Source organism: Mesorhizobium sp. WSM4313 (genome assembly GCF_002294725.1).
In the GTDB taxonomy this organism is placed as follows: Bacteria; Pseudomonadota; Alphaproteobacteria; order Rhizobiales; family Rhizobiaceae; genus Mesorhizobium.
The window spans coordinates 386,531-401,897 of record NZ_NSFT01000001.1 but is presented as its reverse complement, the minus strand read 5'-3'; the positions used below and the strand labels follow the sequence as shown (position 1 = coordinate 401,897).

General features: G+C 64.4%; 14 protein-coding genes and 1 riboswitch. Of the genes, 5 read left to right on the top strand and 9 right to left on the bottom strand.

The window, feature by feature from the left end; all coding sequences use genetic code 11:
- Both CK219_RS02030 and CK219_RS02025 read left to right on the top strand, forming a co-directional pair.
- Positions 1-792 (top strand): molybdopterin-binding protein, encoded by a 792-nt coding sequence (locus tag CK219_RS02030; RefSeq protein ID WP_095765089.1) that lies wholly within the window; start codon positions 1-3, stop codon positions 790-792.
- Positions 792-1,223 (top strand): GNAT family N-acetyltransferase, encoded by a 432-nt coding sequence (locus CK219_RS02025; protein ID WP_095765088.1) that lies wholly within the window; start codon positions 792-794, stop codon positions 1,221-1,223. Before CK219_RS02030 ends, CK219_RS02025 begins: the two co-directional genes overlap by 1 nt.
- Here the strand turns inward: CK219_RS02025 and CK219_RS02020 are convergent.
- Complete coding sequence (locus CK219_RS02020; protein WP_095765087.1) at positions 1,220-2,224, bottom strand: hypothetical protein; 1,005 nt, start codon at positions 2,222-2,224, stop codon at positions 1,220-1,222. The genes CK219_RS02025 and CK219_RS02020 overlap by 4 nt on opposite strands.
- 222 nt (positions 2,225-2,446) lie before the next feature.
- Positions 2,447-2,533: riboswitch (glycine riboswitch) on the top strand.
- A 149-nt stretch (positions 2,534-2,682) separates the two neighbouring features.
- Between CK219_RS02020 and gcvT the strand changes: the two genes are divergently transcribed.
- From gcvT to gcvP, 3 genes are read left to right on the top strand one after another with little or no spacing between them, the layout of a single operon-like run.
- Entirely contained in the window at positions 2,683-3,783 is a 1,101-nt protein-coding gene (gene gcvT, locus CK219_RS02015) for a glycine cleavage system aminomethyltransferase GcvT (RefSeq protein WP_095765086.1), read from the top strand.
- Between the two features lie 7 nt (positions 3,784-3,790).
- Positions 3,791-4,159 (top strand): glycine cleavage system protein GcvH, encoded by a 369-nt coding sequence (gene gcvH, locus CK219_RS02010; protein WP_095765085.1) that lies wholly within the window; start codon positions 3,791-3,793, stop codon positions 4,157-4,159.
- 16 nt (positions 4,160-4,175) lie between these two features.
- A complete protein-coding gene (gene gcvP / locus CK219_RS02005) occupies positions 4,176-6,986 on the top strand; it encodes an aminomethyl-transferring glycine dehydrogenase (RefSeq protein ID WP_095765084.1) in 2,811 nt (936 codons plus the stop codon).
- A gap of 7 nt (positions 6,987-6,993) precedes the next feature.
- Here gcvP and CK219_RS02000 read toward each other — a convergent pair whose 3' ends face one another.
- The 8 genes from CK219_RS02000 to CK219_RS01965 form a co-directional block, all read right to left on the bottom strand.
- The gene (locus CK219_RS02000) at positions 6,994-8,166 is read right to left on the bottom strand and encodes a GGDEF domain-containing protein (protein ID WP_095765083.1); all 1,173 of its coding nucleotides are present in this window, start codon (positions 8,164-8,166) and stop codon (positions 6,994-6,996) included.
- A gap of 174 nt (positions 8,167-8,340) precedes the next feature.
- Complete coding sequence (locus tag CK219_RS01995) at positions 8,341-8,814, bottom strand: hypothetical protein (RefSeq protein ID WP_095765082.1); 474 nt, start codon at positions 8,812-8,814, stop codon at positions 8,341-8,343.
- 228 nt (positions 8,815-9,042) lie between these two features.
- Entirely contained in the window at positions 9,043-10,005 is a 963-nt protein-coding gene (locus CK219_RS01990) for a type II secretion system F family protein (RefSeq protein WP_095765081.1), read from the bottom strand.
- A gap of 1 nt (position 10,006) precedes the next feature.
- Positions 10,007-10,972 carry a type II secretion system F family protein gene (locus CK219_RS01985; protein ID WP_095765080.1) on the bottom strand — a complete coding sequence of 322 codons (966 nt, stop codon included), beginning with the start codon at positions 10,970-10,972 and terminating at the stop codon, positions 10,007-10,009.
- A gap of 4 nt (positions 10,973-10,976) precedes the next feature.
- Complete coding sequence (locus tag CK219_RS01980; RefSeq protein WP_095765079.1) at positions 10,977-12,398, bottom strand: CpaF family protein; 1,422 nt, start codon at positions 12,396-12,398, stop codon at positions 10,977-10,979.
- Complete coding sequence (locus CK219_RS01975; RefSeq protein WP_095765078.1) at positions 12,395-13,609, bottom strand: response regulator/pilus assembly protein; 1,215 nt, start codon at positions 13,607-13,609, stop codon at positions 12,395-12,397. Before CK219_RS01975 ends, CK219_RS01980 begins: the two co-directional genes overlap by 4 nt.
- 13 nt (positions 13,610-13,622) lie before the next feature.
- Complete coding sequence (locus CK219_RS01970) at positions 13,623-13,895, bottom strand: hypothetical protein (protein WP_095765077.1); 273 nt, start codon at positions 13,893-13,895, stop codon at positions 13,623-13,625.
- Between the two features lie 3 nt (positions 13,896-13,898).
- Positions 13,899-15,338, bottom strand: coding sequence for a type II and III secretion system protein family protein (locus tag CK219_RS01965; protein ID WP_095765076.1), 1,440 nt, complete (start codon positions 15,336-15,338; stop codon positions 13,899-13,901).
- Positions 15,339-15,367 lie beyond the last annotated feature (29 nt).

Sequence of the window (15,367 nt, the reverse complement as noted above, 5' to 3'; positions counted from 1 at the left end):
ATGGCAAAATTCCAGATCAGCCGCCGCAAATTCCTCACCTCCGCCAGCCTCGGCCTGTCCGGCATCGCGCTGTCTGGTTGCGACGTATTCGACAGCGGCCTCGGCATCGGCGGCGGCCTGCGCAGCTTCCTCGAAAACGCCAATAGCCTGACCTGGCGCGCGCAGCGCCTGCTTGCCGGGCGGGACGCGCTGGCGCCGGAATTCACCGAGGCCGATATCCGCCAGCCGCAACGGCCGAACGGCGTTACAGCGCCGGACGACGACACCTACAAGGGCCTGCTCGCCAACAATTTCGCAGACTGGCGCCTCGAGGTTTCAGGCCTCGTAGAGAAGCCGCTTTCGCTGACCCGCGAGCAGCTTCAGAACATGCCGAGCCGCACGCAGATCACCCGCCACGACTGTGTCGAAGGCTGGAGTTGCATCGCCAAATGGACCGGCACGCCATTGTCGCTGGTGCTGGACCAGGCCGTGGTCAAGCCGCAGGCCCGCTATGTCATGTTCCACTGCCTCGACACGATCGAGCAAAGCCTGTCCGGCGACATAAAATATTACGGCACCATCGACCTGATCGACGCCCGCCACCCGCAGACGATTCTTGCCTACGGCCTGAACGGCAAGCCCCTGCCGGTCGAGAACGGCGCGCCGCTGCGCGTGCGGGTCGAGCGCCAGCTCGGCTACAAGATGCCGAAATACATCTACAAGATCGAGCTGGTCGACAGTTTCGCCAATGTCGGCGGCGGCCGCGGCGGCTACTGGGAGGACAATGGCTACGACTGGTATGGCGGGATTTGATGGCCCCTCGCCTGCAGGCCGAGCATAGTCTAGCAGCCGCCGAGCTTGGTGCCATCGAGGAGCGTCTCGACAACGACAACCGGCGGCTGACCGGTCGTGGCGACGACCGTGCTCTGGTCTTTGCGCTGCGGGATGAGCAAGGCCGCGCCGTCGGGGTCGCCGCCGGGTATTCCTGGGCGAGCATTGCCGAGCTCACGCTGATGTGGGTCGACGAAGCCTATCGAGGCCTTGGCCTCGGCAGGAAGCTGCTCGATGCCTTCGTCGCGGAAGCCGCCGCTCGCGGCTCGCTGCGGATATGGGTTTCGACCCACGACTTCCAGGCGCCGGGCCTTTACGAAAAGGCCGGCTTCGAGCGCATGGCCGAATTGACCGGCTGGCCCGAAGGCCATTCCAACATCATTCTTTGCAAGACGATTGCAGGAAACGCCTAAGCCACTTTCTCAAGCAGCGGCTTCAGCGTCGGATGGATTTCCGGCGCCGCGTGCTTGATCAGCGTCAGCAGCGCGCGCTCGTTGTCGCGCAGCGGCCGCCGGCCGCCGCCGACACGCTTGGCAAGCCATTCGGCCTCGCTGGCGTCGATCGTCTCGGCGCGGCGAGCAAGCGCTTCAGCAGCCCGGTTCCTGGCTTCCCATTCGGCCTCGATATCACCGGGCGAATGATAGGCTTCGAGGATCGCCGCGAAACCACCCGACACCATCCGGCTGAAGAAGCCGCCAAGCGTCGGCGCTGCCTCGTCGAGGAAGTTCTCGTGGCGCAGCGCCACTTCCCGCGTCGGCGGCTCGTAGCCGGTCGAGCACATGATGTGGTTGGCGATCGCCTTGACGAAGAGGTCGCTCCAGGACGGATCGTTGTCGGCTGCCGCGGTCCGGTCGTTGATCCTGAACAGGACCTCCGCCTCGGCCTTGCTGATGGCGATGTTGCCGTCGCCGCCATAGGCATAGAGGATGCGCCGCAGCAGATCGACCTCGGCCTTGGCGATATGGCCCGGAACCAGGCTGCCGCCATGCATCAGCGGACCCTTGCCGTCGATTACCGCATGCGCGACCTGTTCCAGCACATAGGCCGAGAGCTCGCTGGGGGAGGACCTCGCTTCCTCCAGCACATGCACCAGCAGTTCAAGCTCGGTGCGGCCGTCGACCATGCCGTCGCGCGAGACGGTGCGGACAAGCCAGTCGGCATTCTGCTCGGAGATATAGCCCTCCGGCTTTTCCTGGTGGACGATGTAGTCGGTCACCGCCTCGACGAAGAACGGCGCCCATTCGCCGCATTTGTCGCGCGCCGTCTGGTCGAGCGCGAACAGCGCCTCCGCCTCGCCGCGACTCACCACGCCGTCGGCGAAGACCTCGCGCCGCAGCATCGTCACGTCTTCGACCGTGATCTTGTTCTTCGAGATCAGCCCCGCCACTGGAGCGCTCATGATCAATTCGCCCATTTGCCGTCCCTGCCGTCGCCCGTTGCCGGCGAACTGAGTGCGTTACCCCGCCAAGCTTTATCAGCATTATCTTGAGAAACCGGCAAACGGCGTGGTTAGCGAAGCCTTGTCGGCCAATCCATGTCGCTGAAAAGCAGGGCGCGCTTAAAATGTCGCTGGGAGGTGACAAGGTGTCGCCGACGGGCTATGGATGACACGTCGAGGACTTAGGTGACTGAGTCCTACCTGTTTGCGGGAGAGAGCAGCGCAAGCTGTCGCCGAAGGGGAAATCGCCCGAAATCTCTCAGGCAAAAGAACCGTGGACGGGAAAGACAACTCTGGAAAGTCGGGAATCTTCCCGCGCCGAAGGTGTAAGCGCTGCCGACAGAGTTACGGGGCGCGAGTCTCTCAGGCTTCAGACAGAGGGGCACGACTAGGCCGCCAATGGCGGTCGATAGCCGTGCGACTCTGGAGAAGACATGACAGGCCAAGACACCAGACACCTCCCCCTTGAGGATTTGCATCAGGCCGCGGGCGGGCGTTTCGGCGCCTTCGCCGGCTGGTCGATGCCGCTCACCTACCCACCCGGCGTGATGAAGGAGCATCTTCACACGCGCGAGCATGCCGGCCTGTTCGACATCTCGCATATGAAGCTGTTCGAGGTCTCCGGTCCGGGGGCCATCGCTTTGTTGAACCGCGCCTGTCCGCTCGATGCCGGCGCGCTGGAAATCTCGCAGTCCAAATACACCTTCTTCCTCAACGAGGCTGCCGGCATCATCGACGACCTCATCGTGACTCGCCTAGGCGATGACCGGTTCATGGTGGTGGCCAATGCCGGCAACGCGGTGGAGGACGAGAAGCATCTGCGCGCGCTTGCTGCCGGTTTCGATGCCAGGGTCGATCCGCTCGACCGCGTCTTCCTGGCGGTCCAGGGGCCGGACGCCTGGGCAGCTTTGGCGCGGGCCGGCATCGAGACCGGCTCGCTGCTCTTCATGCATGGGGTCGAGCCCCGGCAAAACTGGTTCATGAGCCGCTCCGGCTACACCGGCGAGGACGGATTCGAGATCGGCCTGCCGGAAGCGGACGCGCGGGATCTGGTCGCGAAGCTGCTGGGGGACGAGCGCGTGCAGTGGATCGGCCTTGCCGCCCGCGACAGCCTGCGGCTCGAGGCCGGGCTTTGCCTGCACGGCCAGGACCTGACGCCGGAAATCGACCCGGCAAGCGCCGGACTGATGTGGGCGATTCCCAAGGATATCCGCGCCTCGGGTCATTTCATCGGCGCCGACGCGCTGCGCTCGATCATCGAGCGCGGGCCGTCGCAGAAGCGCGTCGGCCTGAAGCCCGATGGACGCCAGCCGGTGCGCTCGGGCGCCGCATTGATCGACGCCGACGGCCATCCGGCCGGTCATGTCGCTTCGGGCGGCTTCGGCCCCTCGGCGGGCCACCCGGTCGCCATGGGCTATGTCAACACCGCGCTGGCCAAGGCCGGCACGAAGCTCTTTGCCGATGTCCGCGGGACGAAAATCCCGGTCGACGTCACGCCCCTGCCCTTCACCCCACATCGCTACCGCAAAGGATGATTTTCAGATGGCAAAGACCTATTTCACGGAAGACCATGAGTGGCTGCGCGTCGACGGCGGCGTCGCTACGGTCGGCATCACCGACTATGCGCAGGAACAGCTCGGCGATCTCGTTTTCGTCGAGCTGCCGGAAATCGGCCGCAAGCTCGCCAAGGGCGATACCGCCGTGGTGGTCGAGTCCGTCAAGGCGGCCTCGGACGTTTACGCGCCGGTCGACGGCGAGATCACCGAAGCCAACGCCTCTTTGTCGGCCGACCCCTCGCTGGTCAATTCGGCAGCGACCGGCGACGGCTGGCTCTGGAAGATGAGGCTGGCCAACGAAAGCCAGCTCGACAGCCTCATGGATGAAGCCGCCTACAAAGCCCATATTGGCTGATATCAGGATCCTGGAAATGACCGCAGCACCTATTCCCTTCTCGGCCCGCCACATCGGCCCAGGCGTCAACGACGTCAGGGCAATGCTCGCCGTCATCGGCGTTCCATCCGTCGAAACGTTGATCAGCCAGGCCGTGCCGAGATCGATCCGCCTCGACCTGCCGCTCAATCTGCCCGCTCCGGCGAGCGAAGCCGAAGCGCTGGCCGAATTGTCGGCGATCATGGCGAAGAACACGGTGCTGAAGAGCTTCATCGGCGCCGGCTATCACGGCGTCTTCGTGCCGCCGGTCATCCAGCGCAACCTGTTCGAGAACCCGGCCTGGTACACGGCCTACACCCCCTACCAGGCTGAGATAAGCCAGGGCCGGCTGGAGATGCTGTTCAACTTCCAGACCCTGGTCGCCGAGCTCACCGGCCTGCCGGTGGCGTCGGCCTCGCTGCTCGATGAAGCGACCGCCGTCGCCGAAGCCGTCGGCATTGCGCTGCGCCACCACCGCGACAAGCGCACCAAGGTGGCGCTTGCCGGCACGCCGCATCCGCAGACGCTGGACGTCGTGCGCACCCGCGCCGAGCCGCTCGACATTGAGGTCGACGGCGAGACGATCGACGACAACACCGCCGCCCTGCTCGTCTCCTGGCCGGACACGTTCGGCGTCTATGGCGACCACAAGGCGGCGATCGAGAAGGCCCGCGCCGCCGGCGCGCTGGTCGTCTTCATCGCCGATCCGCTGGCGCTGACGCTGACGGATGCGCCGGCGAAGCTCGGCGCCGACATCGCCGTTGGTCCGATGCAGCGCTTCGGCGTGCCGATGGGCTTCGGCGGCCCGCACGCCGCCTATTGCGCCGTCTCCGACAAGCTGACCCGCCTGATGCCAGGCCGCCTTGTCGGCCAGTCGACAGATACCAAGGGCCGCCCGGGCTACAGGCTGGCGCTGCAGACGCGCGAGCAGCATATCCGCCGCGACAAGGCCACCTCGAACATCTGCACCGCACAGGCGCTGCTGGCCAACATGGCCACCGCCTATGCGATTTGGCACGGCCCAGCCGGCCTGCAGGCAATTGCCGGGCAGATCCACGCGTTGGCCGGCCGCCTCGCCTCGGGCCTCAAAGCAGCCGGCGTTTCGGTGCTCGGCGCGAGGCGCTTCGATACGGTCACGGCCGAGGTGAAGGGCAAGGCCGCTTCGATCGCGCAAGCCGCCGAGAAGACCGGCCGGCTGTTGCGGGTCATCGATGCCGACCATGTCAGCATCGCCTTCGACGAGACCTCGACGGAAGCCGATCTCGAGGCGATCGCTGCCCTGTTTGGCGCCAAGCCCGGCGCGGCTGAAGGCAGCTCCATGCCGGGCAAGCCGCGCGGCAAGGAATTCCTCACCCAGCCGGTCTTCCACGACAATCATTCCGAAACCGAGATGATGCGCTTCCTGCGCAGGCTGGCCGACAAGGACCTGGCGCTCGACCGCACGATGATCCCGCTCGGTTCCTGCACCATGAAGCTCAACGCCGCCGCCGAGATGATGCCGGTGAGCTGGCCGAGCGTCGCCAATCTGCATCCCTTCGCGCCGGCCGGCCATTCGGCGGGCTATCGCAAAATGGCCGCCGACCTGGAGGCATGGCTGTCGGAAATCACCGGCTTCGACGCCGTCAGCCTGCAGCCCAATGCCGGCAGCCAAGGCGAATATGCCGGCCTGCTCGCCATTCGCGCCTATCACCGCGCGCGCGGCGAAGGCCACCGCACCATCTGCCTGATCCCGTCTTCCGCGCATGGCACCAATCCGGCAAGCGCCGCGATGGCCGGCATGAGCGTCGTCGTCGTGCGTTGCCTGGACGACGGCAATATCGACATGGACGATCTGCGCGCCAAGGCCAATGAGCATTCCAAGAACCTCGCGGCGCTGATGTTCACCTACCCTTCGACGCATGGCGTCTACGAGGAAGGCGCGCGTCATCTGTGCGCGCTGATCCACGAGCATGGCGGCCAGGTCTATTTCGACGGCGCCAACCTCAACGCCCTGGTCGGCCTCGCCCGTCCCGGCGACATCGGCGTCGACGTCTGCCACATGAACCTGCACAAGACCTTCTGCATCCCGCATGGCGGCGGCGGCCCGGGCGTCGGTCCGATCGGCGTCAGGGCGCATCTGAAACCCTATTTGCCGGGCCATGTCACCGAAGGCTCGGCGCATGCCGTGGCGGCGGCGCCCTTCGGCAGCGCCTCCATCCTGCCGATCACCTGGATGTATATCCGCATGATGGGCGGCACCGGCCTGAAGCAAGCGACGGAGACGGCGATCGTTTCGGCCAACTATGTGGCGACACGGCTCGCGCCGCACTACCCGCTGCTTTACAAAGGCAGAAGCGACCGCATCGCCCATGAGTGCATCCTCGACACGCGCGTTCTCAAGGAGAGCGCCGGCGTCAGCGTCGACGACATCGCCAAGCGCCTGATCGACTATGGCTTCCATGCGCCGACGATGTCGTTCCCGGTTGCCGGCACGCTGATGGTCGAGCCGACCGAGTCCGAGCCCAAGCGTGAGCTCGACCGGTTTTGCGAGGCGATGATCGCCATCGCCGCCGAGGCGGCGAAAGTGGCGAAGGGCGAGTGGCCGTCCAGCGACAACCCGCTGGTCAACGCCCCGCACACCGCGGCGGAAGCGCTTGCCGGTGAATGGAAGCATCCCTATTCGCGACTGGAGGCGGCCTATCCGGCGGGCGACGCCGATCTGGCGGCGAAATATTGGCCGCCGGTCTCGCGCATCGACAACGTCGCCGGCGACCGCAACCTGGTCTGCTCCTGTCCGCCGCTGTCGGAATATCTCGGCGCGGCCGAGTAGCGTCTGCTCAGGCAGACTTCAGGGCCGGCCCGGCATCGGGCTGGCCCGCTCCGTCCTGAACGACGACACGGTTGCGCCCGGCACGCTTGGCCGCATAAAGCGCGGCGTCGGCCTGCGCCAGCACCTCATGGAGCGGACGGCCCGCGATCGACCCGAAACCCATGCCGCCGCTGACACTGCTGCGCAGCGGCCCGCGATGGGTCGCGACGACCTCGGTGCCGAAAGCGACGCCGATCCGGCTTGCAATGTCATGCGCTTTTTCCGGTGTGACGCGCGACATGACGAGCGCGAATTCCTCGCCGCCCAGCCGGAACGCGTCGATCCCTGTCCTGCCATATTTCCTGATCACCGCCGCGAAGCGGCAAAGAACTTGGTCGCCAACGGGATGACCGAAGACGTCGTTGGTCATCTTGAAATGGTCGAGATCGAACATGGCGATCGCCATGAACGGACCGAAGCTGCGCTCGCCGTAAAGCTCGGTGAGCGCCCTGCGGTTCATCAGGCCGGTCAGCGGATCGGTCATGGTTTCGGCCTTGAGCTCGATCTGCGCCTGTAGATGGTGCAGTGAAAGCGTCAGCGCGCCGAGGCCGGTCATGCAGGCGACCGCGACAACGGAGTTCAATCGCTCCGCCCAATTGTCGGGCGCGGCGCCGAGAACCCATTGCTCTTGCGTCAGCAACGCCAGGCCGCACAGCACGAAGGACAAGCCGCAGGCGCCGCTGAGGAACGAAACGACGAGCAATATCCGGCGGTCGTGATCCCCCTTCATCCAGAACATCGCCCCGATCGCCGCAAGCAACGCCGTCACGGCCGCATAGGTGATCTGAAAGCCGATGCCGTCGAAACCGAGAAAGGTGAAGATCGCGCAGGCAGCCATCGCGGCCAGCGTCGGCACGATGGCGCGGCGGTAGTCGCGAAAGCCGAGATACTGCATCGCCGACAGGCAGAGGACCAGGAAACCCAGGGTCAGCAGCGCGAGCACGACCTGGCACAGCCAGGGATCGGCATTCTTGGTATAGCGCCAGAACGCGACGACATGGGCGACGAGCACGAGGATGCCGCAGGCGACCGTGAGCACGAAGCGCGCCCTCGGTGTGGCGAGCCAGATCGCAAACATAGTGATGCTGAGGCAGGTACCCGACAGCGCCGCCGCGAGCAGGAGCGAACTGAAATCCAACATCCTGAAGAACTGCCTCTAGCGGGTGCCCGTCGCTCCTCAATGTAGACTGGCGGCGCCCGGCGCAAACCGTTTTCGGCGGACACCCAACGCTACCTCGACACAGGGTTTACAAAGCGTCGACATGTGAGGCGAAATCCCATGACGGCACACGGAATACGCGAAGCGGGAGCAGGATCAGCCCTTGTCGAGCAGCGCCAGATTGGCATCGACCACTGTCTGATCGGCCATGCCGGCCTTGGCCTCGAGCAGCAGCGCGCGCGCTTTTTTCTTGTTGCCGCGCAGAAGCTGCGAATAGCCCATATTGTTGACGATCTGCGGCTTGCGCCCGGCGACCTTCAACAGCTGCATATAGGCGCGATCGGCGAAGTCGAAGCGGCCAAGCTCGTCATAGGATGCGGCAAGCCCCATCCAGGCCTCGGCATTGTCGGACTTGAGCTCGACCGCCTTGCGGAAATGCTGTTCGGCAAGGCCGAAATTCGCCTCGCGGAACTGCGCCTTGCCTTCAACGAGGTCGTTGGCGCTGACGTCCTTGGCCACCGGCTGGATCGCCGTGGTCTTGGTCGTGTCGACATCGTTGTTCGTCGTGCAGCCGGTAATCATCAAGACGGCCGCCAATGCCGCCGCTGCCCTGGGAAGTCTCTGACGCATGCCCCTGCCCCATCGCCCGATTTGCCGGGTCGTTCTTCAGGAAAAACGATACAGGACAGCGATTAAGCTTCGGTGCCGAAATGCAGATAAAATTCGGTTGCGCGCCAAGGATGCGTTAACCACGGCTATGTCCTGGATTCAGGTAAGGCCGAGTCGAAAATGGCAGATTCCGAGAACCGGGGCGGAGCGCAGGAAGCTGCCGTTTGCAAACCGGCCTCAGCTGAATACTCAACGCGCGGTCAGCTTCACAATGATCGGAATGATGGCGATCATCAGCACCACCGGCAGGATACAGACCGTCACCGGGACCGACATCTTGGCCGGCAGGGCATGCGCCTTCTCCTCGGCCAGCGACATGCGCTTGTGCCGCATTTCGTCGGAAAAGACACGCAGCGAGCCCGACAGGCTGGTGCCGAGTTCCTTGGATTGCTGCAGCAGCGTCGCGAAGGAGCGAACCTCGTCGAGGCTGAGGCGGTCGGCAAGCGCCTTCAGCGCGTCGTCGAGGCTGCGCCCGGCCCGCAACTCCAGCGACACCAGGATCAGGTTCTGGCTGAGCGACGGATAGGTCCTGGCAAGCTCTCTGGAGACCCGCTCGATGCCGGCCTCCATGCTCATGCCGGCATCGGAGCAGACGATCATCAAATCCATGAAATCGGGAAAGCCGTTGCGGTATTCGCGCATCTTTTCCCGAATTTTCTGCATCAGCACCAGGCCAGGCAGGAAATAGCCGCCGGCAGCCGACAGGATAATGAAGGTCCAGCGGCTGGTCATGGTCGACTCGGCGCTTGCCGCCCAGTGATTGACCAGGAATGCGCCGAGCGCCGCGCCGACCAGCGCGGCGAAACGGATGAGGAAGAACATGCCGACGGCGCGCGGTTCCATGTAGCCGGCCTGGATGAGCTTCAAGCGCAGCCGCGCGACATTTTCCGGATCGCTCTTGGCGTAGAACTCCTGTGCCCGTTTCACCGCCTTCTCGCGCACGGCATTGGTGCTCTTCTTGGGCGCGGGCTCCGCCTGCTCGGCCGGTTGCAATGTCTCCACCTTCAGCCGGCGCTTGACCTCGCCGCGATCGCCCTTAGCGAGCACCAGCGGCCAGGCGACGGCGCCGCCGCCCAGCACAAGGAGCAGCACGGCGAACGGCACCAGCGAGGTCGGCGCGAGCGAGGCGAGGAAGCGGATCACGTCTTCCATCTCAGAACCTGAAATTCGACATCTTGAACATGATGGCGTTGCCGAGCAGCAGCCAGATGATGGAGCCGCCCATCATGTACCAGGTCTTCGGCACGTCCCAGACATCCTGATAGAACTGCGGCATCAGCACCATGATGGCGGTGAACAGAAGCACTGGCACCGCGGTCAGGATGTAAGCCGACATGCGCCCTTCCGTCGAAATGGCGCGCACCTTGCGGCGCAGCTTGCCGCGGTCGCGGATCGTCGCCGACAGGCCATCGAGGATCTCGCGCAGATTGCCGCCCGAACTGCTCTGGATCGAGACCGCCGTGACGAACAGCGGCAAGTCCTCATGCCCCACCCGGTCGAAAAGATTGTTCAACGCCGAGACCAGGTCGGAGCCGTAGGTCACCTCGTCGGCCACGACGCCGAACTCGGTGCCGATCGGATCGGCCATCTCGCGCGACACCATGGCAATCGCCACCGGCACCGGATGGCCTGCCTTCAGCCCGCGCGTGATCAATTCAAGCGCCTCAGGCAGTTGCATCCCGAAACGCTTGTGCCGGCGCTTGCGCATCCAGCGCAATGCCATGACCGGCAACACCGGCAACAGCAAGAGAAGCAGGATAAGGCCGAACAGGAGCGGCAAGCCTTTCCAGATCGCCACGAGCGCCAGGGCGAGAGCGATCCCCGATGTGATCGTCAGGAATTTCGGCAGCGGCGTGCTTATGCCGGACTGCGTGCGCAGGGCGCGGAAGCGGTCGAGAGAAAAGATGGAGGTACCGCCGTCGATCCCGCGTTCCTTGCGCAGTTGGATCAGCACCTGCTCCTGGCTGATCTTGTTCTCCGCGAGCTTCATGCGGCGGTTGATGGCCGTGCGCTTGTCGCTGCGCCCGGCATAGAGCAGATAAAGGCCCTCGGCGATCATGATGCCGGTGAGCGCCGCCGCGGCGTAGACTACGTAGACCGGGCTGAATCCCTCGAACACCGGCCTAGTCCTGCGGCCGGCCGGGTTCGAAATACTTGCCCGGGAATTCGATGCCCATGTTGCGCAGATCCTCGAGGAAGCGCGGGCGGATGCCGGTCGCCTCGAAGTGGCCGAGGATCTTTCCGTCCGCCTCCATGCCGGTGCGCACGAAACGGAATATCTCCTGCATCTGGATGACGTCGCCTTCCATGCCGGTCACTTCGGCGACGCTGGTCACCTTGCGCTTGCCGTCGGAAAGGCGCGTCAGCTGGACGATGATGTCGATGGCGCTGGAGATCTGGCTGCGGATCGACTGCACGGTCATCGGCATGCCGGTCATCCCGAGCATCTGTTCCAGACGCGAGATGGCATCGCGCGGCGTGTTGGCATGGATGGTGGCCATCGAGCCTTCATGGCCGGTGTTCATCGCCTGCAGCATGTCGAAGGCTTCCTCGCCGCGACATTCGCCGAGGATGACGCGGTCGGGGCGCATGCGCAGCGCGTTCTTGACCAGGTCGCGCTGCTTCAATTCGCCCTGGCCCTCGATGTTGGCCGGACGCGTCTCCATGCGCGCGACATGCGGCTGCTGCAATTGCAGCTCGGCCGCGTCCTCGATGGTGATCAGGCGCTCGTCTTCCGGAATGAAGGCCGACAAAGCATTGAGCATCGTCGTCTTGCCCGTGCCGGTGCCGCCGGAGATGATCGTGGTCTTGCGGGCATGCACCGCCGCCGCCAGCACCTCGGCCATGTTCTGGGTGATGGCGCCGAATTCGACGAGCTTGTGCAGGCCGAGCTTGTTCTTGGAGAACTTGCGGATCGACACCAGCGGGCCGTCGACGCCGACGGGGCGGATCGCCGCGTTGAAGCGCGAGCCGTCGAGCATCCGGGCGTCGACCATGGGCTGAGATTCATCGACGCGGCGGCCGACCGCCGCGACGATTTTATTAATGATTCTAAGCAGATGCGCCTCGTCCTTGAACGGGATGTGGACCTGCTGCAGCTTGCCGCGCTTTTCGACGAAGCAGTTCTGGTGGCCATTGATCAGGATATCGTTGATCTCGGGATCCTTGAGCAGCGGCTCCAGCGGGCCGAGGCCAACCATCTCGTCGACGATGTCGTCGACCAGGGCGTCGAGCTCGGCATTGTTGATTGCCATCCGCTCCTGGCGCGTCTTTTCCGAGACGAAATCATGCACCTGCCGGCGCATTTCATCCCGGGGCAGCCGCTCCAGCGCCACGAGGTTGATCTCCTCGAGCAGCATGCGATGGATGCGCACGCGTGCGTCCAGCACCTTGTTGGCGCTCTTTGCGGGGGCTGCCTCAGGCCTGGGCGGCGCCGGTTTGCGGGTCGTCGGGATGGTCACTGCATTGTGCGTGACCGGCGCGGGTTCGGGCGCCCGCTGCGGGCGGACGTCGCGGCTCTGCAGGTTGGAGAAGCGGCTGGTCATCCTGCCTTCCTCTTCAGCAAGCCCTTGCCCAGGCCGAACAGCGACCTCGACTTGGCGATCGTCTGGACGGCCTCCTCGGGCAGGATGATCTTCTTCAGGTCGTTGACGACATTGGCGTTGGGGTCGATGGCGTGCAGCGGTACGCCGCGGTCGACCGCCTCGCGCACCAGCCGGTAATTGTTGGAGATGCCGCCGACGAAATGCTCGCCGAGTATCTCCTGAACGTCGGCCTGCTTGATGCCGTTGTCGAACATCTTCTGCTCGAAGCGGTTGACGATGACGTTGGGCTTCACTTCCTTGCCGGCGGTCTCATACACGGCCTGGATGAGACGCTGCGTATGGCGCAGGCAGGGCACCGTCATCTCGGCGACGATATAGAGCTTGTTGGAACCCAGCAGCACCGTCTCGGTCCAGGGGAACCAGGTGCGCGGCATGTCGATGACGACATTGTCGAAATAGGCCGCCACGAGGTCGAGCATGCGCACCACGACATCGGTCTTGAACGAGCGCATGTCCGAGGGTCGCGTCGGCGCGGCAAGCACGCACAGCCCGCTCGCATGCTTGGACAGCATCACGTCGAGCAGTTGCCGGTCGAGGCGCTCCGGCTGGTTCTCGATTTCGGTGATGTCGAAGCGCGGTTCGAGGTCGAGATATTCGGCGCAGGCGCCCTGCTGGAAATTGAGGTCGACGACGCAGGTCGAGGCGCCCCGCATCACCGAATGATGCAGCTGGAAGGCCGTCTGCAAGGCGAGCGTGGTGGTGCCGACGCCGCCGGCTGCCGGCATGAACGTATAGATATGCGATTCGGTATTCTCTTCTCGCCCCGGTCCTTGCAGCGCACGGATGACGGAACGCACGAGGTCGGCCGTGGTGATCGGCTTGACCAGGAAATCGGCGACCTTGAGCTGCACCAGGATGCGTACCGCCGCCGCGTTGAATTCCTGGGTGACGACGACCACCGGAACGCTGCCTTCCAGCCGCCGCATGACACGCTGCAGCGACTCGATTTCCTCGAGCTTGGCTGCATCCATGTCGACGATGACCGTGCCGAAGTCCGCCTCGAGGATCTCGCCGCGCAGTTCGTTGACGCTCTTTTCCAGCGTCAGAAGCTCGATGACCTCGGAGGCCGCAAAAGCCGTCCGCGTGTCCTGCAAGAACGTCCTGTCCGTCGAAACGAGCAGGATCTTCTTGGTCTTGCTGCCAGATGCCATCCTCGCCAGCCCATCAATTCGATGTTGTTGATGATGTCGTCGGTGACGACACGGAGCTGGCCTTCGCACCGACGCCAGCGCTCTCGGAACCCGGACGCTGGGCCGGCACCAGAAGCCTTGTGTTCTGCACGCCGTACTTCCAGGGATCGACCATCTGCATGGCAGTGTTGGATGCCTGCGCGTTGCCGGCCGCCAAGGTCACCCCTTCGGCGCGTACATAGTCGTCGCTGGTGCAACCGCCGGCGAAACCGGCGAGCAGCAGAGCGATGCAAACGGGGATGCGCATGCCTTAATCCTTTGGCAGATCGAGAAAGTGGCCGGACGTGGCGGCAGCCACCGGGCGGGCGGCGCTGCCGTCAGCCAGCGCCACCGGACGCTTTGACGCCGAGGCGTTCACTTCTTCGGTGTTGTTCAGGAAATAGTCGGCGGGACTTGCCGGCTGGGTGCCGTCGGTCGGCTCGACCATCTTCTTCGAGGGATCGACCGGCTTGACCAGGTAGGGCGTGACGATGATCACCAGATCGGTCTCGCGCCGCTGATAGGACTTCGAGGAAAACAGCGGGCCGAGCACCGGCAGCTTGCCGATCCCCGGCACCCGCGATGTCGTGATGTCGTTCTGCGACTGCAGGAGGCCGGCGATCATGAAGCTCTGGCCGTTCTTGAGGTCGACCGATGTCCTGGCGCGGCGCACGATGAAAGCCGGAATGGAAATGCCGCTGCTGACCTGGATGGAAGCGGACGGGTCGATCGAGGACACTTCCGGCGCGATGTCGAGGCTGACCAGCCCGTCCTTCAGCACCGTCGGCGTGAAATCGAGGCCTACGCCGTACTTCTTGTAGGTGACGCTGATCTTGCCATTGTCTTCGGAAACCGGGATCGGGAATTCGCCGCCGGCAAGGAAGCTCGCCGTCTGGCCCGAACGCGCGATTAGGTTCGGCTCCGCCAGCCGTCGCGCCAGGCCGCGTTCCTCCAGCGCTTTGATGGCGATATCGATGGAAACGCCGTTCGACAGCAGGCTGCCGATGATCTCGCCTGTTCCGGCCCCCGTCAGGTTTCCCCCATCCGGGTTCAGCACGACTTTGCGGTTGCCAATGCCGTAGGCGAAATTGGCGGCGTATTTGGCGCCGAGGTCCTGGCCGGCCTGGCGGTTGATCTCGACGAATCGGACATTGAGCTGAACCTGCTGCGAGGACGAGATGTTGACCGAGTTGATGACTTCCTCATTGCCGGAAAAGCGTGACGCAATCTTGCTGGCTTTGTCGGCGGCGACCGCATCGTCGGCTTCGCCCGACAGCACGACGCGCCCGTTCGCCGAGCCGACCTTGATCTTGGCGTCGGGAACGCTGGCGCGGATGGTGCTGGCAAGCTGGTCGGTGTCCAGCGTCACCTCGATGTCGATGGTGCCGACAAGCTGCTTGTTCTGGTCGAACAGGGCAATGCCGGTGGTACCCAGGTTGTTGCCGAGCACATAGAAGGATTTGTCGGTCAGCGGGTTGACGTTGGCGATCTCCGGATCGCCGATGACGATCTGGTAGAAGGCGGCGCTCGTCATGATCGTCTTCGGCTTGCCCTTGGCGACCTTGATCGAGGCGTTCTTGTTCGCCGAGACATAGACGACGTCATTGCCCGCCCTTGCCGGCGCGGCGACGGCAAGCACTGTCGCCGCCAGCGCAATCACGCCGAGAAGACGCCATCCCCCGGTCGTCCGAAATGTATCAAACCCGAACATCTTGCCCCGTCCCCGCCGGTCCCCACCGG

Excerpts from the sequence above, each read along its gene's own strand:
- CK219_RS02025 (WP_095765088.1), top strand. The coding sequence starts at position 792 with ATGGCCCCTCGCCTGCAGGCCGAGCATAGTCTAGCAGCCGCCGAGCTT.
- CK219_RS02020 (WP_095765087.1), bottom strand. The coding sequence starts at position 2,224 with ATGGGCGAATTGATCATGAGCGCTCCAGTGGCGGGGCTGATCTCGAAG.
- CK219_RS02000 (WP_095765083.1), bottom strand. The coding sequence starts at position 8,166 with ATGTTGGATTTCAGTTCGCTCCTGCTCGCGGCGGCGCTGTCGGGTACC.
- CK219_RS02030 (WP_095765089.1), top strand. The coding sequence starts at position 1 with ATGGCAAAATTCCAGATCAGCCGCCGCAAATTCCTCACCTCCGCCAGC.
- CK219_RS01975 (WP_095765078.1), bottom strand. The coding sequence starts at position 13,609 with ATGGCATCTGGCAGCAAGACCAAGAAGATCCTGCTCGTTTCGACGGAC.
- CK219_RS01965 (WP_095765076.1), bottom strand. The coding sequence starts at position 15,338 with ATGTTCGGGTTTGATACATTTCGGACGACCGGGGGATGGCGTCTTCTC.
- gcvH (WP_095765085.1), top strand. The coding sequence starts at position 3,791 with ATGGCAAAGACCTATTTCACGGAAGACCATGAGTGGCTGCGCGTCGAC.
- gcvP (WP_095765084.1), top strand. The coding sequence starts at position 4,176 with ATGACCGCAGCACCTATTCCCTTCTCGGCCCGCCACATCGGCCCAGGC.
- CK219_RS01970 (WP_095765077.1), bottom strand. The coding sequence starts at position 13,895 with ATGCGCATCCCCGTTTGCATCGCTCTGCTGCTCGCCGGTTTCGCCGGC.
- CK219_RS01990 (WP_095765081.1), bottom strand. The coding sequence starts at position 10,005 with ATGGAAGACGTGATCCGCTTCCTCGCCTCGCTCGCGCCGACCTCGCTG.
- CK219_RS01980 (WP_095765079.1), bottom strand. The coding sequence starts at position 12,398 with ATGACCAGCCGCTTCTCCAACCTGCAGAGCCGCGACGTCCGCCCGCAG.
- gcvT (WP_095765086.1), top strand. The coding sequence starts at position 2,683 with ATGACAGGCCAAGACACCAGACACCTCCCCCTTGAGGATTTGCATCAG.
- CK219_RS01995 (WP_095765082.1), bottom strand. The coding sequence starts at position 8,814 with ATGCGTCAGAGACTTCCCAGGGCAGCGGCGGCATTGGCGGCCGTCTTG.